This is a genomic window from Ectopseudomonas oleovorans, assembly GCF_003052605.1.
GTDB lineage: Bacteria > Pseudomonadota > Gammaproteobacteria > Pseudomonadales > Pseudomonadaceae > Aquipseudomonas > Aquipseudomonas oleovorans_A.
Genome location: NZ_QASO01000107.1, coordinates 1 through 18,750, shown reverse-complemented (window position 1 = coordinate 18,750; position 18,750 = coordinate 1). Strand labels below are relative to the sequence as shown.

At 64.5% G+C, this 18,750-nt stretch carries 21 protein-coding genes and 2 pseudogenes; 17 read left to right on the top strand and 6 right to left on the bottom strand.

All coding sequences use genetic code 11. The features are described 5' to 3' along the window. Positions 1–134 (top strand): annotated as a pseudogene (locus DBO86_RS26830) (group II intron reverse transcriptase/maturase); the annotation flags it as partial. A gap of 94 nt (positions 135–228) precedes the next feature. Here the strand turns inward: DBO86_RS26830 and bamE are convergent. Beyond that, positions 229–723, bottom strand: coding sequence for an outer membrane protein assembly factor BamE domain-containing protein (gene bamE, locus DBO86_RS26825; protein WP_108234400.1), 495 nt, complete (start codon positions 721–723; stop codon positions 229–231). Positions 724–1,045: 322 nt separating this feature from the next. Here bamE and mgtE point away from each other — a divergent pair, with 322 nt between their 5' ends. Beyond that, on the top strand, positions 1,046–2,488 hold the full coding sequence (gene mgtE / locus DBO86_RS17855; RefSeq protein ID WP_003461871.1) for a magnesium transporter: 1,443 nt from the start codon (positions 1,046–1,048) through the stop codon (positions 2,486–2,488). 53 nt (positions 2,489–2,541) lie between these two features. On the opposite strand, the pseudogene DBO86_RS17850 reads toward mgtE, so the two are convergent. Both DBO86_RS17850 and DBO86_RS17845 read right to left on the bottom strand, forming a co-directional pair. Next, a pseudogene (locus DBO86_RS17850) lies at positions 2,542–2,799 on the bottom strand (transposase); the annotation flags it as partial. A 93-nt stretch (positions 2,800–2,892) separates the two neighbouring features. After that, complete coding sequence (locus DBO86_RS17845) at positions 2,893–3,219, bottom strand: Arc family DNA-binding protein (RefSeq protein WP_003461866.1); 327 nt, start codon at positions 3,217–3,219, stop codon at positions 2,893–2,895. Between the two features lie 384 nt (positions 3,220–3,603). On the opposite strand from DBO86_RS17845, the gene phnC reads away from it, so the two are divergent. The 13 genes from phnC to phnP all read left to right on the top strand — a co-directional run bounded on the left by phnC (position 3,604) and on the right by phnP (position 14,195). Continuing rightward, complete coding sequence (gene phnC / locus DBO86_RS17840; RefSeq protein WP_108234399.1) at positions 3,604–4,428, top strand: phosphonate ABC transporter ATP-binding protein; 825 nt, start codon at positions 3,604–3,606, stop codon at positions 4,426–4,428. Between the two features lie 54 nt (positions 4,429–4,482). Next, positions 4,483–5,484: a phosphonate ABC transporter substrate-binding protein gene (gene phnD / locus DBO86_RS17835; RefSeq protein ID WP_108234398.1), complete on the top strand. Its 1,002-nt coding sequence runs from the start codon at positions 4,483–4,485 to the stop codon at positions 5,482–5,484. 82 nt (positions 5,485–5,566) lie between these two features. Then, positions 5,567–6,358, top strand: coding sequence for a phosphonate ABC transporter, permease protein PhnE (gene phnE / locus DBO86_RS17830; RefSeq protein WP_104729589.1), 792 nt, complete (start codon positions 5,567–5,569; stop codon positions 6,356–6,358). Positions 6,359–6,378: 20 nt separating this feature from the next. Continuing rightward, the gene (gene phnF, locus DBO86_RS17825) at positions 6,379–7,101 is read left to right on the top strand and encodes a phosphonate metabolism transcriptional regulator PhnF (RefSeq protein ID WP_108234397.1); all 723 of its coding nucleotides are present in this window, start codon (positions 6,379–6,381) and stop codon (positions 7,099–7,101) included. Positions 7,102–7,112: 11 nt separating this feature from the next. After that, a complete protein-coding gene (phnG, locus tag DBO86_RS17820) occupies positions 7,113–7,562 on the top strand; it encodes a phosphonate C-P lyase system protein PhnG (protein WP_108234396.1) in 450 nt (149 codons plus the stop codon). Then, positions 7,562–8,173, top strand: a complete 612-nt coding sequence (phnH, locus tag DBO86_RS17815; RefSeq protein ID WP_108234395.1) for a phosphonate C-P lyase system protein PhnH — start codon at positions 7,562–7,564, stop codon at positions 8,171–8,173. The genes phnG and phnH overlap by 1 nt, the downstream gene beginning before the upstream one ends. After that, positions 8,173–9,249 carry a carbon-phosphorus lyase complex subunit gene (locus DBO86_RS17810; protein ID WP_003461852.1) on the top strand — a complete coding sequence of 359 codons (1,077 nt, stop codon included), beginning with the start codon at positions 8,173–8,175 and terminating at the stop codon, positions 9,247–9,249. Before phnH ends, DBO86_RS17810 begins: the two co-directional genes overlap by 1 nt. Beyond that, a complete protein-coding gene (locus DBO86_RS17805) occupies positions 9,249–10,118 on the top strand; it encodes an alpha-D-ribose 1-methylphosphonate 5-phosphate C-P-lyase PhnJ (protein ID WP_003461850.1) in 870 nt (289 codons plus the stop codon). Before DBO86_RS17810 ends, DBO86_RS17805 begins: the two co-directional genes overlap by 1 nt. Beyond that, on the top strand, positions 10,115–10,924 hold the full coding sequence (gene phnK, locus DBO86_RS17800) for a phosphonate C-P lyase system protein PhnK (RefSeq protein ID WP_084342278.1): 810 nt from the start codon (positions 10,115–10,117) through the stop codon (positions 10,922–10,924). Before DBO86_RS17805 ends, phnK begins: the two co-directional genes overlap by 4 nt. Before the next feature lie 83 nt (positions 10,925–11,007). After that, on the top strand, positions 11,008–11,724 hold the full coding sequence (phnL, locus tag DBO86_RS17795; RefSeq protein ID WP_108234394.1) for a phosphonate C-P lyase system protein PhnL: 717 nt from the start codon (positions 11,008–11,010) through the stop codon (positions 11,722–11,724). Beyond that, positions 11,714–12,859, top strand: coding sequence for an alpha-D-ribose 1-methylphosphonate 5-triphosphate diphosphatase (locus tag DBO86_RS17790; RefSeq protein ID WP_108234393.1), 1,146 nt, complete (start codon positions 11,714–11,716; stop codon positions 12,857–12,859). Before phnL ends, DBO86_RS17790 begins: the two co-directional genes overlap by 11 nt. Then, positions 12,859–13,440, top strand: a complete 582-nt coding sequence (gene phnN / locus DBO86_RS17785) for a phosphonate metabolism protein/1,5-bisphosphokinase (PRPP-forming) PhnN (protein ID WP_108234392.1) — start codon at positions 12,859–12,861, stop codon at positions 13,438–13,440. The genes DBO86_RS17790 and phnN overlap by 1 nt, the downstream gene beginning before the upstream one ends. Next, positions 13,431–14,195, top strand: a complete 765-nt coding sequence (gene phnP / locus DBO86_RS17780) for a phosphonate metabolism protein PhnP (protein ID WP_108234391.1) — start codon at positions 13,431–13,433, stop codon at positions 14,193–14,195. Before phnN ends, phnP begins: the two co-directional genes overlap by 10 nt. 63 nt (positions 14,196–14,258) lie before the next feature. Here phnP and DBO86_RS17775 read toward each other — a convergent pair whose 3' ends face one another. The 3 genes from DBO86_RS17775 to DBO86_RS17765 form a co-directional block, all read right to left on the bottom strand. Further along, positions 14,259–14,876 carry an NAD(P)H-dependent oxidoreductase gene (locus DBO86_RS17775; protein ID WP_108234390.1) on the bottom strand — a complete coding sequence of 206 codons (618 nt, stop codon included), beginning with the start codon at positions 14,874–14,876 and terminating at the stop codon, positions 14,259–14,261. Then, positions 14,869–16,263: a class II fumarate hydratase gene (locus tag DBO86_RS17770; RefSeq protein WP_108234389.1), complete on the bottom strand. Its 1,395-nt coding sequence runs from the start codon at positions 16,261–16,263 to the stop codon at positions 14,869–14,871. Before DBO86_RS17770 ends, DBO86_RS17775 begins: the two co-directional genes overlap by 8 nt. Before the next feature lie 106 nt (positions 16,264–16,369). Further along, positions 16,370–17,380, bottom strand: a complete 1,011-nt coding sequence (locus DBO86_RS17765) for a DUF2804 domain-containing protein (protein ID WP_075746678.1) — start codon at positions 17,378–17,380, stop codon at positions 16,370–16,372. A 275-nt stretch (positions 17,381–17,655) separates the two neighbouring features. On the opposite strand from DBO86_RS17765, the gene DBO86_RS17760 reads away from it, so the two are divergent. Together DBO86_RS17760 and DBO86_RS17755 are read left to right on the top strand one after the other, a co-directional pair. Beyond that, complete coding sequence (locus tag DBO86_RS17760; protein ID WP_017677514.1) at positions 17,656–18,153, top strand: DUF2059 domain-containing protein; 498 nt, start codon at positions 17,656–17,658, stop codon at positions 18,151–18,153. An 11-nt stretch (positions 18,154–18,164) separates the two neighbouring features. Beyond that, positions 18,165–18,458 carry a BolA family protein gene (locus tag DBO86_RS17755; RefSeq protein WP_075746680.1) on the top strand — a complete coding sequence of 98 codons (294 nt, stop codon included), beginning with the start codon at positions 18,165–18,167 and terminating at the stop codon, positions 18,456–18,458. Positions 18,459–18,750 lie beyond the last annotated feature (292 nt).

The following is an 18,750-nucleotide window of genomic DNA, read 5'->3' as shown; positions in this document are numbered from 1 at the left end:
TGGGGGCAAGTCGTACAGTGGCACAACGGGTGGCGGCCAACAGCCGGCGCTGGTGGTGCAACAGCGGCAAGCTACTCAATAGGGTGTTGAACCTGGCCTGGTTCGACCGCCTGGGATTAGCCCGACTCTCATAACCTCAATCCCTCGAACCGCCCGGTGCGGACCCGCATGCCGGGTGGTGTGGCAGGGGCGCAGTTCATCAGAACTGCCCCCTATGCCGATTGTGCGTTATTTCTTCACGCAGCCGGCTTCGTCGAAGCTGACCTGTCGGCTGTTCCCGCCTTTACGTTTCTCTCGGTAGTGGTAGCGCTGCTGCCCATTGCTGCTGGTGACTCTGTCTGGCTTGCCCAGGCTGCTTTCCACGTCGGCGCGGCTCATGCCGAGGCGGACTTCCTTGCGGATGATCGCCTGGCGTCTCTCGCTGCTGGTCAGCAGGTTGTCGCAACCATCGTCCTGTTGGCCGACGATGACCAGCTCGCCACTGCCGGTCGTGGTGGTTGCTGCGCGCCGGCCTGGGTTCGCGAGAGGGATTGCCTTGCCGCTGCTGGGCGTGTGGTTGCGCGTATCCTGCAGGTGCTGCTCTTGATCGTCGGCGCAGCCGTGGCGGGTGAAGGTGACATGGCCATTTGCACTCACGCAGCGGAACACACTGGCCGCTGAGCTGTCTGCAATAGGGTAGAGAAGTGCAGCGGCCAATAGCGCTGCGAAGTGCAGTCCTCGCATGAGTCGTCCTCCCTGACGTTTGCCTGCTTCAGGTTAGACCGTTTTTTCGTACTCGCCAGGGTGTCCTGACGCGGGTAGCTGGCGTCGCATAGCCAGGTTTTCATGCGAGATCGAAGTTTGTGATGCAAGCAGTTGTTCTTGCCGCGCTTTTGTCACGTACAAAGCTGTTTTGCGGTGTTATCATTCGCCGCGTCAGCCCCGCCGGGGCTTGTGGAATACCACCATGGACTTACCCAGTAGTTACTCAATACTCCCCTCGCACAATCGTGTAAGACCTGATTGATCCCCTCTGGCGTGTCCGCCAACTGGGGTGGAGCGCGCTATGACTGAATTAGAAGCCAAAAAGCCGCAAGAGAGCTTGCAGGATCGCCTGGCCCAGGTGATCGAACTGCTGCATCGGCACAAGCTGGTCGAAGACTTGACTCATCGTCAGGAAGGCCAGCATCACGACCGGGTCGAGAATCTGGTGCATCGTCAGAATCTCGTCGAGCTGCAGCGCAAGCTCGAAGATCTGCACCCTGCGGACATCGCCCACATCCTCGAAGCCTTGCCGCTCGACGAACGTCTGACCGTCTGGCAGTTGGTCAAGTCCGAGCGCGATGGCGACATCCTGCTGGAAGTCTCTGACGCGGTACGGGAAACCCTGATCGCCGACATGGACGATCACGAGATTCTCGCCGCGGCCAAGGACCTGGACGCCGACGAGCTCGCCGACCTGGCGCCGGAACTGCCGCGCGACGTCGTTCACGAGCTGATGGAATCGCTCGACGCCCAGCAGCGCGAGCGTGTGCGTTCGGCCCTGTCCTACGAAGAAGATCAGGTCGGTGCGCTGATGGACTTCGAGATGGTCACCATCCGCGAAGACGTCAGCCTGGAGGTGGTTCTGCGTTATCTGCGCCGCCTGAAAGAGCTGCCGAGCCATACCGACAAGCTGTTCGTGGTCGATTACGACGGCGTGCTCAAGGGCGTGCTGCCGATCAAACGCCTGCTGGTCAACGACCCGGACAAGCAGGTCGGCGAAGTCATGGCCGACGATCCGGTGAGTTTTCACCCGGATGATGATGCTTATGACGCCGCCCAGGCCTTCGAACGTTACGACCTGATTTCCGCCCCGGTGGTGGACAAGAACGGCAAGCTGATCGGCCGTCTGACCATCGACGAGATGGTCGACCTGATCCGTGAGGAAAGCGAAAGCGAAGTGCTGAACATGGCCGGTCTGCGCGAGGAAGAAGACATCTTCGCCTCGGTGTGGAAGTCGGTGCGCAACCGTTGGGCCTGGCTGGCGATCAATCTGGTCACCGCATTCCTCGCTTCGCGGGTGATCGGCCTGTTCGAAGGCTCGATCGAGAAGCTGGTGGCGCTGGCGGCGCTGATGCCTATCGTTGCCGGTATCGGCGGCAACTCGGGTAACCAGACCATCACCATGATCGTGCGCGCCATGGCGCTGGATCAGGTCAGTACCGGTAACACCGCGCGGCTGGTGCGCAAGGAGCTGGGGGTTTCCCTGATCAACGGCATCCTCTGGGGCGGCGTGATTGGTGGGGTGGCCTATTACCTGTACGACAGCTGGTCGCTGGGCGTGGTGATGACCGCGGCAATGACGCTCAACCTTCTGCTGGCGGCGCTGATGGGGGTGCTGATCCCCATGACCCTGGCGCGCCTCGGGCGCGACCCGGCCATGGGGGCCAGCGTGATGATCACTGCGGTGACCGACAGCGGCGGTTTCTTCATCTTCCTGGGCTTGGCGTCGATCTTCCTGCTGTAAGCCGGGTCAGTTCATCAGTTCTACCAGGGCGCCAGGTATCGAGAAAGGCCGTGCTGCAGCAGGGTGCCGTCGACCGAGAAGTGCTCACCCGACATCAGTCCATGCTTCTCGGCCAGGCGCACCACTTCGCTCAGAAACTCGGTGGCCACGGCCTGAGCATTGAGGCGGTCACGGTTCTTCGAGAACACCGAGTGATCCCACACCGGGTCGTCGATGGCCAGGCCGACGAACCAGCGAAAAAGCAGGTTGTAGCCCAGTTGTTCCATGAGCATGCGCTCGCTGTGTAGCGAGTAGAACAGCTGCAGCAATATCGTAAACCACACGCCGCAAAACCAGGCAGGGCGTGGGCGAATTTCAACAAGCTGCTAGCTCGCGAGACTTTGAACAGGCTCTTAGGGCTCGCCTCAGGCTTCTTCGGCGGCCATTTCCACGTCGTGGGCAATCAGAGCAACCAGCGCGTTCTGCTGGCGGCGCGACAGCTGACGAAAACGCTGCAGCAATTCACGCTCATGGAGGCTCAGTTCGGGGCTGTCGAGGCGCAGGCTGAGATCGTCATCCAGAGCACCTTCCTGAAGCATGCTTTGCTCCAGGCGGGCGATGATTTCCGAGTTCATGCTGCGGTGATGGTTGCGTGCTACGTCAGCGATACGCTCACGCATGCCATCTGGCAAGCGAACGACAAATTTGTCAGCCGTGCGGCTGGAATAAATAGCCTGTTTCATAGGGCGCATACATTACCGGTTAGTTCAGGGAGCGATACTGGTAGTCAGTGTCGAGATTGTCACCGGTTTGACCGTGTTTCGCACTAGCCGTTCAACCGGTATCGCGTTCTGCGTCATTATGACCCGAGGGTCATCTGAACAGTTCCTTGACGCCAAATACGTGTCGGATTGTGATTCAGGTGGCGGCTTTATGCCAGCACCGATTGTCTGAAATGCGTGGTATTCGGCAGAACTCATCTTGTTGCGTCGCTCGAGCATAAAAGTTTCAAGTTTCGGTCACTCAATCGTCATCCGTGGTTCACGGGTCTGACACAGCTTGCGCCTACCTTGGTCTACACCAGAAGGCGCGAGTTAGCTGCCTTCGTATCGACAATGATAGTAGAGGGCCAGCCCATGCGCGCAGCGATTCGAGTCGACCGTCTGAACAAGAGCTTCGGCCGCAAACAGGCGTTGTTCGACCTGGCGCTGTCGGTACAGCCAGGTGAAATGGTGGCCTTGATCGGTGCTTCGGGGTCGGGCAAGTCGACCCTGCTGCGCCATCTCGCCGGCTTGGCACGCGGCGATGCCGGCAGTATCGAAGTGCTCGGTCGCCAGGTCCAGGCCGACGGTCGCCTCAACGGCGACGTGCGCCGTCAGCGCGCCGATATCGGCTACATCTTCCAGCAGTTCAATCTGGTCGGCCGCCTCAGTGTGATGCAGAACGTGCTGCTCGGCGGTCTGGGGCGCATGCCGCGCTGGCGCGGCAGCCTCAGCCTGTTCAATGCCGAGGAAAGGCAGCGCGCCATGCAGGCGCTGGAGCGCGTCGGTCTGGCCGAGTTCGCTGCGCAGCGTGCTTCGACCCTCTCCGGCGGGCAGCAGCAACGCGTGGCCATCGCCCGCGCGCTGTGCCAGCAGGCCGAGGTGATTCTCGCCGACGAGCCGATCGCCTCGCTCGACCCGGAGTCGGCACGCAAGGTGATGGAGATTCTCGCCGACATCAACCGCTGCGACGGCAAGACGGTGGTGGTGACCCTGCATCAGGTCGACTACGCGGTGCGCTATTGCCAGCGCGCCGTGGCGCTCAAGGGTGGGCGTATCCATTTCGATGGCCCGACCACGGGCTTTAACCCCGATTTCCTCAACGACCTCTACGGCGGCGATCTCGATATCAGCCTGCTGCTGCCGCAAGGGCAGCGCCCACGGGCTGTGGAGCGTCCGCTGACACTGGCCAAGGCCTGACGTCGCCTGCCTCATTCGAAACAACAACGCCAACCCGCAACAGGAGTGTGCTCCATGTTCAAACGCATCGGCCAGGTGCTGGCTGCCTCTGCGCTCGTCACCGGTTCCCTGCTGGGCTCGGCCCAGGCGACCGAGGAACTCAACTTCGGCATCATTTCCACCGAGTCCTCGCAGAACCTCAAGGCCATGTGGGATCCCTTCCTGGCTGACATGAGCAAGCAGACCGGCGTGAAGATCAACGCCTTCTTCGCCCCGGACTATGCCGGGATCATCCAGGGCATGCGCTTCGACAAGGTCGACGTGGCCTGGTACGGCAACAAGTCGGCGATGGAAGCGGTGGACCGCGCCGGCGGCGAGATCTTCGCCCAGACCGTGGCGGCCAACGGCGCACAGGGTTACTACAGCCTGCTGGTGGCGCACAAGGACAGCCCGATCAATTCGGTCGAGGACATGCTCAAGAACGCCAAGAGCCTGACCTTCGCCAACGGTGACCCGAACTCCACTTCCGGCTATCTGGTGCCCGGCTACTACGTGTTCGCCCAGAACAACGCCGACGCCGGCAAGATCTTCAAGCGTGCGCTCAACGGCAGTCATGAGGTCAACGCCTTGTCGGTGGCCAACAAGCAGGTCGATGTCGGCACCTTCAACAGCGAGGGCATGGAGCGTCTGGAAGTGACCGCGCCGGACAAGGCCGCGCAGCTCAAGGTGATCTGGACGTCGCCGCTGATCCCCTCCGACCCCATCGTCTGGCGCAAGAACCTGCCGCAGGAAACCCGCGACAAGCTGCGCGACTTCTTCATGAGCTACGGCGCCAAGCCGGAAGAGAAGAAAGTGCTCGAAGGCCTGCAGTGGGGCCAGTTCAAGCAGTCCGACAACGATCAGTTGCTGCCGATCCGTCAGCTCGAACTGTTCAAGAAACGCAGCGAAGTGGCTAACAACGCCACGCTCAAGGACGCCGACAAGCAGGCTCAGCTCAAGGAGCTGGACGCCGAGTTGGCCAAGCTCGAGCAGCGTATGGCCGAGCGTGAGAAGCAGGGCGGCGCCAGCGCCGGCTGACCCCGAGAGCCGCCCTGCGAGAATGGGGCGGTTCTCGCAAAGCTCGCCGCTGAAGCGCCTCCCACAGGATCGAGAATTACCCATGACCACACTGACCACCGCCACCCCGGCAACCGAAGCCAAGCGTAGCTGGCTGCAACTGATTGGCTGGGGGCTGTTCTTTGCCGTACTCGCCTGGTCCTGGCAGGGTGCGGAAATGAACCCGCTGGCGCTGGTGCGCGATGCCGGCAACATGGCCACCTTCGCCGCCGACTTCTTCCCGCCGGATTTCAGCAACTGGCAGCACTACCTCAAGGGGATGGTCGTCACCGTACAGATCGCTCTTTGGGGCACGGTGCTGGCCATCGTCTGCGCCATTCCGCTGGGCATCCTCTGTTCCGAGAACATCGTGCCCTGGTGGGTGTACCAGCCGGTACGCCGGGTGATGGATGCCTGCCGTTCGATCAACGAAATGGTCTTCGCCATGCTTTTCGTCGTCGCGGTCGGGCTCGGCCCCTTCGCTGGCGTGCTGGCTCTGTTCATCAGCACCACCGGGGTGCTGGCCAAGCTGTTCGCCGAGGCGGTCGAGGCCATCGATCCAGGCCCGGTCGAAGGCGTGCGCGCCACCGGCGCCAGTGCCCTGCAGGAGGTGATCTTCGGCGTCATCCCGCAGGTACTGCCGCTGTGGATTTCCTATTCGCTGTACCGCTTCGAGTCCAACGTGCGCTCGGCCACCGTGGTCGGCATGGTCGGCGCCGGCGGTATCGGGGTGATCCTCTGGGAGGCCATACGCGGCTTCCAGTTCGCCCAGACCTGCGCCCTGCTGATCGTGATCATCCTGGTGGTGAGCGCCATCGACATTCTGTCCCAGCGCCTGCGCAAGCTCTTTATCTGAAGGAGAGGGAGGGCGCCTGCGTGCGCCCTTTTCAAACGATGAACTTGTCTAGACAAAGCGAGCCGCTGTACCGCGAGCTGGCCGCCGTGTTGCGTGAAGACCTGCAGCACATGAGTCCGGGCGACTATCTGCCGGGCGAGATGCAACTGGCCGCGCGCTTTTCCGTCAACCGTCACACCCTGCGCCGCGCTGTCGACGAGCTGGTGCTCGAAGGCCGCTTGCTGCGCCGCCAAGGCAAGGGCACACAGGTGCTGGCCAAGCCGCTGGTGTATCCGGTAGAGGCCGGCAGTGCGTTCAGCCAGTCGCTGTCTGCGCTTGGTCACCGCGTCGAGGCGCAGTTGATCGAGCGCCTGCGCCGCAGCGGCAGCAGCGAGGAGTGCCGCCACCTGCAACTGCCCGATGGCAGCGAACTGCTCGAGCTGGTCACCCTGCGCCTGCTCGACGGCCAGCCGCTGAGCCTGATCCGTCATCGCTTCTGCATCAGCCTGGCGCCGCTGCTGGCCGACTATCAGGGCGGCTCGCTGCGCCAGTACCTGGCCGAGCGCGATCTACCGCTGACACGCACCTTCAGCCTGATCGGCGCGCGCCTACCCAGCCGCGAGGAGGCTGCGCATCTGCTGATGCCGCGCCATGCGCCGCTGCTCAGCGTACTCACTTTGTCCCGCGATCCCGCTGGCCGGGCGGTGGAGCTGGCGCAGTCCAGCAGCCGCGCCGACCGCTTCCAGTACCAGGTAGCGACCTGATGGAGACCCGCATGAACGAAACCGATCCAAACATCGCCGCGCGCCAGCGCTGGATGGGCGTGCTGGCCCGCGCCGGCGACGCTCTCGATGCCCATGAAGCGGCGCTGAAAGACAGCGCCTACCAGCTGATCCGCGCGCCTGAGGTGGGCATGACCCTGGTGCGCGGGCGCATGGGCGGCACCGGTAGCGCCTTCAACCTCGGCGAGATGACCGTGACCCGCTGCGTGGTGCGCCTGGCCGACGGCCGAACCGGTTACAGCTATCTGGCAGGCCGTGACAAGCGCCGCGCCGAGCTGGCCGCCCTGGCCGACGCGCACCTGCAGGGCAACGACCAGGCGCGCTGGTTGGATGACCTGATCGAACCCCTGGCCCGCGAGCAGCGCGAACAGCGCCTGAACCGGGCCGCCCGTACCGCCACCACTCAGGTGGAATTTTTCACCCTGGTCAGAGGAGAGGACTGATGACTACGCCGCACAGCTCGCACTGGCTGCAACCGGCTTTCGACGACCCGGTGCTGGACGCCCAGGTCAGCTTCCGCGCGGCCCTCGGAGCCCTGGCCGAACCGGGGCTGCCACGTGCCATGGAGCGCGCACATACCCTGGGGGATCTGGCGCCCGCCACCTATGGCCTGTGCCTGGCCTTCCTCGATAGCGATACGCCGCTGTGGCTGGCACCACGCTTCGATACGCCATTGATCCGCGCCAATCTGGCCTTCCACTGCGGTTGCCCGATCGTTGCCGAGCGCGAGATCGCCCTGTTCGCCCTGCTTGATGAGGGCGAGTTGAGCGATCTGTCGGACTTTGACAACGGCAGCGAGCGCTACCCGGACCAGTCCTGCACGCTGCTGATTCAACTCGATGATCTGCACGCCGGCCCGGCCTTGCGCTGGCGGGGGCCGGGCATCAAGGACGTGCGCAGCGTCAACCTGCCGTTGCCTACCTCGTTCTGGCAGCAGCGCCAGGCACGCAATGCTTTTCCACGCGGCCTGGACTGCTTTTTTGCCGCAGGCGGAGAAGTCATCGGCCTGCCGCGCAGCACCCGCGTGCTGATCGAAACCGAGGAGGCTGCCTGATGTATGTCGCCGTCAAGGGTGGTGAACGCGCCATCGACAATGCCCATCAACTGCTGGCCAGCCGTCGCCGTGGCGATACCACGATCGCTGAACTGGGCGTTGAACAGATCCGCCAGCAACTGCCGCTGGCTGTGGCCCGGGTGATGAGCGAAGGCTCGCTGTACGACGAGGAGCTGGCCGCACTGGCGATCAAGCAGGCGGCCGGTGACCTGATGGAAGCCATCTTCCTCTTGCGCGCCTACCGCACCACGCTGCCACGTTTCGGTGCCAGCGAGCCGCTGGACACCACGAAGATGCAGCTGGAGCGGCGCATATCCGCCACCTTCAAGGATCTGCCCGGCGGCCAGTTGCTCGGCCCTACGTTCGATTACACCCACCGTCTGCTGGATTTCACCTTGCTGGCCGAGGGCGAGTATCCGGCACCGGACACCACGCTTGCCGACGAGCCCAAGCCCTGTCCTCGGGTGCTGGATTTTCTCGCCGAGGAGGGGCTGATGGCCCGCGAGCAGGACGACGGCGCACCGGTGCCGGACATCACCCGCGAGCCGCTGGCCTTTCCCGCGAGCCGCGCCGAGCGCCTGCAGGCGCTTGCCCGTGGTGATGAAGGCTTCCTCCTGGCGCTCGGCTACTCGACTCAGCGCGGCTACGGGCGCAATCACCCATTCGCCGGGGAGATCCGCATCGGTGATGTCGAGGTGTGGATGACGCCCGCCGAACTGGGTTTCGCCGTGCCGTTGGGCGACATCGAAATCACCGAGTGCGAGATGGTCAACCAGTTCGTCGGTGACAGTGCCGAGCAGGCGCAGTTTACCCGCGGCTATGGCCTGGCCTTCGGCTACGCCGAGCGCAAGGCCATGGGCATGGCGCTGGTCGACCGCGCGCTGCGCGCCAGCGAGTACGGCGAAGAGGTGCAGGGCCCGGCGCAGGAAGAGGAGTTCGTGCTGATGCACTGCGACAACGTCGAAGCCGCCGGCTTCGTCTCGCACCTCAAGTTGCCGCACTACGTCGACTTCCAGGCCGAACTGGAACTGATCCGCAAGCTGCGCCGCCAGGCGCCGGCAGAGGAGAACCGCTGATGAACGTTCTGACTTGCACCGACGCCCGTGAGGCATCGGCCTACAACTTCGCTTACCTCGACGAGCAGACCAAGCGCATGATCCGCCGCGGCCTGCTCAAGGCGGTGGCGATCCCCGGCTACCAGGTGCCTTTCGGCGGCCGTGAGATGCCGCTGCCCTACGGCTGGGGCACCGGCGGCATGCAGCTTACCGCCGCCATTCTCGGTGCGGACGATGTGCTCAAGGTGATCGACCAGGGTGCTGACGACACCACCAACGCGGTGTCGATCCGCCGCTTCTTCGCCCGCACCTCCGGTGTCGCCACCACCGAGCGTACGGTGGAGGCCAGCGTGATCCAGACCCGCCACCGCATCCCGGAAACCCCGCTGTCGGCCGGGCAGATCATGGTCTATCAGGTACCGATTCCCGAGCCGCTGCGCTTTATCGAGCCCAGCGAGCAGGAGACGCGAACCATGCATGCGTTGGAGGACTACGGCGTGATGCACGTGAAGTTGTACGAGGACATCGCCACCTTCGGTCATATCGCCACCGCCTACGCCTACCCGGTGACGGTGGACGAGCGCTACGTACTGGACCCGTCGCCAATCCCGAAATTCGACAACCCCAAGCTGGACATGAGCCCGGCGCTGATGCTGTTCGGCGCCGGCCGTGAAAAGCGCCTCTACGCGGTGCCGCCCTTTACCCGGGTGGTCAGCCTGGACTTCGAAGATCACCCCTTTGCCGTGCAGCGCTGGGACGAGTGCTGCGCCTTCTGTGGCAGCAGCGAGTCCTTCCTCGACGAACTGATCGTCGACGACGCCGGCAGCAAGCGCTACGTCTGCTCCGACACCGACTACTGCCGCCAGCGTACCGAGGAGAACCTGCAATGAGCGCCGCCGAACGTCTGCAACCTGCTCTGGCAGCGGCCGAGCCGCTGTTCTCGGCGCGCGATCTGACCCGCCTGCACGGCCCGGAAAAGGGCTGCCAGGGCGTCAGCTTCGACCTCTATTCCGGTGAAGTGTTGGGCATCGTCGGCGAGTCCGGCTCGGGCAAGTCCACCTTGCTCAGCCTGCTCTCCGGGCGCTGCCAGCCGGATCGCGGCATGGTGCGTTATCGCGGCCGCGACGATCAGTGGCTCGACCTGTACAGCGCCAGTGAGGCAGAACGGCGCACGCTGTTGCGCACCGAATGGGGCTTCGTCGAGCAGAACCCTCGCGACGGCCTACGTATGGCGGTATCGGCTGGCGCCAACATCGGCGAGCGGCTGATGGCGCAGGGCGTGCGCCACTATGGCGAGCTGCGCGCCGCCGGGCTCGACTGGCTGAGCCAGGTGGAGATCGACCCGGCGCGTATCGACGACCTGCCACGCACCTTCTCCGGCGGCATGCAGCAGCGCCTGCAGATCGCTCGCAACCTGGTCTCGGCGCCACGCCTGGTGTTCATGGACGAGCCGACTGGAGGGCTGGACGTATCGGTGCAGGCGCGCCTGCTCGACCTGCTGCGCGGCCTGGTGCGCGAGCTGGATCTGGCGGTGGTGATCGTCACCCACGATCTGGCGGTGGCGCGGCTGTTGGCCGACCGGCTGATGGTGATGCGCCGCTCGAAGGTGGTGGAGGCGGGGCTGACCGACCAGATTCTCGACGACCCGCAGCATCCGTATTCGCAGCTGTTGGTGTCGTCGGTGTTGCAGCCCTGATTTCGTCCTGTGGGAGGGGCTTTAGCCGCGACCCCTCTTTGTCGCGGCTAAAGCCCCTCCCACGAACGCAGAGAGTATTGACCATGGAAAACCTGATCGAGGTCAGCGGCCTCAGCAAGACCTTCACCCTGCACCAGCAGAACGGCGTCGTCCTGCAGGTGCTGCGTGACCTGAATTTCGCCGTGCGCGGCGGCGAGTGCCTGGTGCTGCACGGCCAGTCCGGCGCTGGCAAGTCGACTCTGCTGCGCACGCTGTACGGCAACTATCTGGCTGCCGGCGGCAGCATCCGCATCCGCCACCAGGGCGCGTCGGTGGAGCTGGTCGGCGCCGAACCGCGCCAGGTGCTGGCGGTTCGCCGGCAAAGCCTGGGCTATGTCAGCCAGTTCCTGCGGGTGATTCCGCGTGTCTCGACCCTGGACGTGGTGATGGAGCCGGCGCTGTCGCGTGGCTGGACGCGCAGCGACTCCGAGGCGCGGGCCAAGGCATTGCTAGGCCGGCTGAATATTCCCGAGGCGCTGTGGCAACTGGCACCGGGCACCTTCTCCGGGGGCGAGCAACAGCGCGTCAACATCGCCCGCGGCTTCATGGTCGAGTGGCCGGTGCTGTTGCTCGACGAACCCACCGCCTCGTTGGACGACGCCAACCGCCAGGTGGTGCTGGAGCTGATCAATGAGGCCAAGGCCGCCGGTAGCGCCCTGATTGGCATTTTCCACGACCGCACCGCACGCGAGGCGGTGGCCGACCGTTACCTCGACATGAGCGCCGCGGCGGAGCAAGCGGAGTACGTCTATGTCGTCTGAACAGGTTCTCAGCAACGCCCGTATAGTCACTGCCGAACGCGAGTTCCTCGGCTCGCTGCTGCTGCGCGACGGGCTGATCGCCGCGGTGGACGAGGGCGCCAGCCGCCTGCCGCAGGCCCAGGACCTGGGCGGCGACTACCTGCTGCCGGGGCTGGTGGAACTGCACACCGACAACCTGGAAAAGCATATGAGCCCCAGGCCGGGAGTCGATTGGCCCTCGGCCTCGGCGGTGCTGACCCACGATGCGCAGATCGTCGCCGCCGGTATCACCACGGTATTCGATGCACTGTCCATCGGTGACATCAACCCGCGCGGCCGGCGCATGCAGCAATTGCCGGCGATGATCGAGGCCATCGCCGCCAGCGAGGCGGCCGGGCAGACTCGCGCCGAGCACCGCCTGCACCTGCGTTGCGAGCTGTGCCACCCCGATGCCCTGACCATCTACCGTGACCTGGTGGAGCATCCGCTGGTGGCGCTGGTGTCGGTGATGGATCACTCGCCCGGCCAGCGCCAGTTCGCCAAGGTGGAGAAGTACCGCGAGTACTACATGGGCAAGTACCACCTGAGTCCGGCGGAAATGGAGGATTTCCTTCAGGAGCAGATCGCCAACTCGCGCCAATACAGCGACCGCCAGCGCCGCGCCATCGTCGAGGACTGCCACGCCCGTGGCATTTCGGTGGCCAGCCATGACGACGCGACCCTGGCCCACGTGCAGGAGTCAGCCGGCTTCGGCATGGCCATCGCCGAGTTTCCCACCACCCTGGAAGCGGCCCGGGCCAGCCACGAGGTGGGGCTGAAGGTGCTGATGGGGACACCGAATGTGGTGCGTGGCGGCTCGCACTCCGGCAATATCGCCGCCGCCGAACTGGCGCGCCACGGTGTGCTGGATATCCTCTCCAGCGACTACTACCCGGCCAGTCTGCTGCATGCGGCCTGGCTGCTCGCCGGGCAGGACAACGACTATGATTTGCCTGCGGCCATCGCCACCGTGAGCCGCGCGCCGGCCAGGGCGGCGGGGATGGATGACCGCGGCGAGATCCGCGTCGGTCTGCGCGCCGACCTGGTACAGGCCAGGGCCCATGGCCAGCAGCCGGTGATCCAGCAGGTGTGGCGCCAAGCACGAAGGGTGTTCTGATGCAGGGCAGGTTGATCTATCTGATGGGGCCTTCGGGCTCGGGCAAGGACAGCCTGTTGCAAGCCGCGCGTGCGCCGCTGGAGGCGCACGGCTGCCGTTTCGCCCGGCGGGTTATCACCCGCAGCGCGGAGTCGGTAGGTGAGGACGCACTGGGTGTCACCCCGGACGAGTTCGAGCGTCTGCAGGGCGAGGGCGCCTTCGCCCTGAGCTGGCGCGCCAACGGCCTGGCCTACGGCATCCCGCGCGAGATCGACGACTGGCTGAGCGCCGGCCAGGACGTGCTGATCAATGGCTCGCGCGGTCATCTCGAAGTCGCCCGCCAGCGCTATCCGGATCTGCTGGCGATTCTTCTGCAGGTCGACGAGGCGGTGCTGCGCCAGCGCTTGCTGGCCCGTGGCCGGGAAACGCCGGAGCAGATCGAGCAGCGCCTGGCGCGCAGCCGCAGCTTTGCTGTTGTGGGAGGCGCTTCAGCGGCGACTGTTGCGCAGGAGCACATTTGCGTTCTAGACAACTCCGGCCCACTGCAACAGACCGTGAATTGCCTGCTGCACCTGCTCGACGAGACCCGCCGATGCGCCTGACCCTGCTCGGCACCGGCGATGCGCGCCAGGTGCCGGTGTACAACTGCAGTTGCCCGGCCTGCGACGCGGCGCGCGTCTATCCCGCGCGGCGTCGCGGCCCCTGTTGCGCGCTGATCGAATGCGGCGCGCAGCGCTGGCTGATCGACAGCGGCCTGAGCGATCTCACTGAGCGCTTCGCGCCGCACAGCCTCAGCGGCATCCTGCAGACCCACTACCACGCCGATCACGCCCAGGGTCTGTTGCACCTGCGTTGGGGGCAGGGGCTGGTGATTCCAGTGCATGGCCCGGACGACCCGGAAGGCCTGGCCGACTTATACAAGCACCCCGGCATCCTCGATTTCAGCCAGCCATTCGCCGCCTTCGAGCGCCGTCAGTTGGGCGAGTTGAGCGTTACCGCGTTGCCGCTGACGCATTCCAAACCGACCTTCGGGTATTTGTTCGAAGGGAAGGGGTTCGAAGAGCAGGGCAGGCGCATCGCCTATCTAACCGATACGGTGGGCGTACCCGAGGCCAATTGCGTCGAGCTTGAGCGCGCGCCGCTGGATTTGCTGGTGCTCGACTGCTCCACCGCGCCGCAGCCAGTGGCGCCGCGTAACCACAACGACCTGACCCGCGCGCTGGAGGTCATCGAGCGTCTGCAGCCGACGCAAGCGGTGCTGACGCATATCGGTCACAGCTTCGATGCCTGGCTGCTGGAGCATCCCGACGCCTTGCCGGAAGGCGTCAGCCTGGCCAGCGACGGTCTGCTGCTGTAGCCCGGAGGCATCCGGGGAGGCTTGCTCAAACTCGGGCGGCCCCCGATTACATCCGTATATGGGCTACGCCTTGCTGCCCAGTGCCTCAGCCTTGCGCAGCCAGCCTTGGCGCTGTTCCTCATTGGACGGGCGAACCGGGGCGAATTCGCTCAGGCGGCGAGTCTTGATGCCGCAGAAACCGAGAATGGTGCGCACCATCTGCCGATGCGCCGGGGCTCCGTAGATCCAGCGGAAGTACCAGCGCGGCGTGTCCAGGGTCACCAGCAGGTCGGCGCTGCGCCCACTGAGCAGCTTGTCCCAGAGTTGTGAGCGGTTGCGGTACTTGAAGGCGAAACCAGGCAGGAACACTCGGTCGAAGAAGCCCTTGAGCAGTGCTGGAACACCGCCCCACCAGACCGGGTAGACGAACACCAGATGCTCGGCCCAGTGGATCAGACGCTGAGCTTCGAGCAGGTCCGGCTCCAGATTCTGGCTCTGCTCGTAACCTTCACGCAGGATCGGGTCGAATTGCATCTCGCCCAGTCTGAGCTGGCGCACCACGTGCCCCTTGCTACGTGCTCCCAGGCTGTAGGCCTCGGCCAGGGCGTGGCAGAGGCTGTCCTTCTTGGGGGTGCCGAGAATCAGCAGGATTCGTTTGCCATCGCCTTCCAGCGGTGTGGCGCCGCTCTTGCCTTCAGTCATGCCGCCCGGCTCCGAGCATGTCCTGTGGTCGTACCCATTGGTCGAATTCCTCTTCGTTCAGGTAGCCAAGCTGCAGAGCGGCCTGGCGCAGGGTGCTGCCTTCGGCGTAGGCCTTCTTGGCGATCTCCGCGGCTTTGTCGTAGCCGATATGGGGATTGAGCGCGGTCACCAGCATCAGGCCGTTTTCCAGGTGCGCCGCCATTTGCACGGCATCCGGCTGCAGGTCGGCGACGCAGTGCTGCTGGAAGTTGCGGCAGCCGTCGGCGAGCAGGCGGATCGATTGCAGCAGGTTATGGATGATCACCGGCTTGAACACGTTGAGCTGCAGGTGGCCCTGGCTGGCAGCGAAGCTGATGGTGGCGTCGTTGCCCAGCACCTGGCAGGCGAGCATCGACAGCGCTTCGCACTGGGTCGGGTTGACCTTGCCGGGCATGATCGAGCTGCCCGGCTCGTTGGCTGGCAGGCGCACCTCGGCGAAGCCGGCACGCGGGCCCGAACCAAGCAGGCGCAGGTCGTTGGCCAGCTTCATCAGCGCCACGGCCAGGGTTTTCAGGGCACCGGACAGGTGTACGAGAGGTTCATGGCCGGACAGCGCAGCGAATTTGTTCGGCGCGCTGGTCAGTGGCAGGCCAGTAAGCGCGGCCAGCTCGGCAGCGATGGCTTCGGCGAAACCGGCCGGGGCATTGAGGCCTGTGCCGACGGCGGTACCCCCCTGGGCCAGTTCGCAGACGGCGGGCAGGGCAGTGCGAATTGCGGCCTCGGCGTGGCCGAGTTGAGCGACGAAGGCCGACAGCTCCTGGCCGAAAGTGATCGGCGTGGCGTCCATCATGTGTGTGCGCCCAGTCTTGACCAGGTTGGCGTGACGCTGCGCCTGCTCCTGCAGGCCGTCACGCAGCTCGGCCAGCGCTGGCAGCAGGCAATGGCGCACGCCCTGTACGGCGGCGATGTGCATGGCCGTGGGGAAGCAGTCGTTGGAGCTCTGCGCGCGATTGACGTGGTCGTTGGGGTGCACCGGGGTCTTGCCGCCACGGTTGCCGCCAGCCAGTTCGTTGGCGCGCCCGGCGATCACCTCGTTGACGTTCATATTGCTCTGCGTGCCACTGCCGGTCTGCCAGACCACCAGGGGGAACTGCGCGTCGTGCTGACCGTCGAGCACTTCGTCGGCGGCCTGTTCGATCAGGCGGGCGATGTCCGCCGGCAACTCGCCGCTGCGGCTGTTGATCCGCGCCGCGGCTTTCTTGATCAGCGCCAGGGCGTGCAACACGGCCAGTGGCATGCGCTCCTGACCGATGGCGAAGTTGATCAGCGAGCGCTGGGTCTGCGCGCCCCAGTAAGCGTCGTTAGGGACTTCGATGGGGCCGATGCTGTCGGTTTCGGTGCGGCTCATGGCGTTCTCCGGGGCAATTGCAAGGTTGCTGGCAGTTTAGGTCGTGCCGCCGAAGACTGGTTCCACAACTTATCTATAAGCTTGATTGGAGCCTTTGAGCGCGCGTCTACCAGCGGGCGTGGGTTTCACCCAGCCAGCCCAGCGCTCCGTCCACCGGCACGCGCTCGCCTTTGGGGCCGCGCAGCACGCCATCGTAATGACCGAAGCGCTGTACGGTGCTGGCGTGGAAGGGGCCGAGTTTGGGGCAGGCCTTGTGCAGTTGGCGGGGCGTGAAGCGCAGCGCCACGCAATCATCTTCGCTGTCCAGGCGCCAGGGGGCCAGTGGCGCCTGTGAACTGCGCTCGATATGCAGGGGGCTGTCGAGCAGTTGCACTTCACCGCCGAACCACAGGGAATTTTCCGACAGGCCGCTGTGATCGAGCCAGCCAGCACCGAAGTTGCCGGCGATGCCGCCCGCTGCAGCGAATGCTGCCCGCTGCCAGTAAGTGTTCAGCGGCCAGACGCCGCGACCGAAGTCCAGTGCGGCGAAGCTCTGGCCCGGCACGCAGCTGTAATGCTTGCCACCCAACTGCAGACTGCCGGCGGTGGGCAGGCCGAGTTGCCGACAAGTGGCATGAAAGCCGCCATGTTGCAACGGCGCGACCAGGTTGACCGATTGCAGATGGGCAGGGCGCTGAATGTCCAGGGCCACCTGCAGGGGCTGGCCGCCGATATCCGGGGCGGCAGCGGTGAGGCGCAGGCGTCCGGGGTGCTCGTCGATGCGCAGTTGCAGGCGAGAGTGGCTGAAGGCGTGGCTCTCCAGCGGCAGGTCGGGCAGTTGGCAGCCCAGAGCGAAGGGGCGGAACTGGGCATGGGCAACGGCCTGACCGGATTCCAGATCGAGAAAGTAGGCGGCGCCGTAGCCCAGGTAATCGAGATCGGCGAGAGTCAGCGAGAGCATCCACTGCGGAGTGGTGATGCACCAGTGATTCCAGCGCTTGCGCCGCCCGGCGTGGCCATGCAGGGTGCAGTCCACCTGCGGTCGATTGGACCAACCAATGGCCTCGTCCAGCAGTCGACCTTTGCTGTCGCAAAGCGGCTGGAGCGGAAGGGGCGCGTGTGAGGTGAGGCTGGTCATCGGGCACGTCCGTGTGTGTGCGCGGGCTGGCGATCAATTGCCGGCTCTTGAGGTGCGCACGCCTTGTTGAATAATTGGGAGGTCGCAAAGAATGCCGAGCCCACCTGAGCATGAGCAAGTACTGGCATTTTGGCAACTGACCAGTGGGTGCGCCGATCAACATGACGCGTGTGAGCCAGCGCACAACGCGCATCGCTTGAGGGATTTCCGCGCAGGGCACAAAATGCCGCCTTCGTAGTCTACCCAGACTCATTCACAACCTCTGGACGCTCTCCATGCTCCGTTTTTCCAAACTCTGCACCGCCGTTCTGCTCAGCGCGAGCGCATCCCTGGCCATGGCCGATGCTGCCAGTCACGCCGCCGATGCCGAGCGTTTTCTCAAGCTGGCCCACGCCGACAAGCTGACCGTGCCGGTGTACGGCCAGGTGCAGCAGATGTTCGCCCAGCGTTTCGCCGAGGCCCCGAACGGCAAGAAGGCGGTGCTCGAGAGTTATCAGGCCAAGGCCAACACCGCGCTGGACAAGGCCGTCGGCTGGGACAAGCTGAAGCCGGACATGGTCAAGCTCTACACCAGCAACTTCAACGAGCAGGAGCTCAAGGACCTGATCGCCTTCTACGAGTCGCCGCTGGGACAGAAGGTGCTGCAGAAGATGCCGACCCTGACCGCACAATCCGCACAGATCACCCAGAGCAAGCTGGAAACCGCTGTGCCCGAGGTGAACAAGCTGCTGGCCGACATGAGCAACGAGCTCGGCCTGCCGAAACAGCCCTGATGGAGCCCGAGATGTCCAAGCAAGACCTGATCGTCACCGCCCTGGCTGCGCTGCAGCCCGAGTATCTCGATGTGCTGGATGAGAGCCATATGCACAGCCGCGGTCTGGAGACCCACTACAAGGCGGTGATCGTCAGTCCGGCCTTTGCCGGCCTGAATGCGGTCAAGCGACATCAGAAGGTCTATGCCACGGTCGGCGAGCTGATGGGGCAGATCCACGCGCTGGCGCTGCACACCTACACCCCGGAGGAGTGGGCGGCGCAGGGTGTGGCCCCGGCCTCGCCGACCTGCCGTGGCGGTCATTGATGTAGCCCAATCCGCGGCAGCGATCCTTTCCCGGATTGCATCCGTATATGGACTCCTCCCGTTTTGCCAGTGAAATAATCTGCCTCTGAACCTAGGTACGACTGCTTCCGTATATTCGACTTCTGATAAGGCGTTAGCCTTGAGCCATGATGAATTTCGCTCCTGTGCGCCTAACCGGGCTAGCGGCCTTGCAAAGCAGAGGGCCGATGGATGCAGCAGGTTACACACAGGTCGGTGCGACCGGTTCGTCATCAGTTCATGTCACTGTGCAATCGAGTGGATCTCTACTACG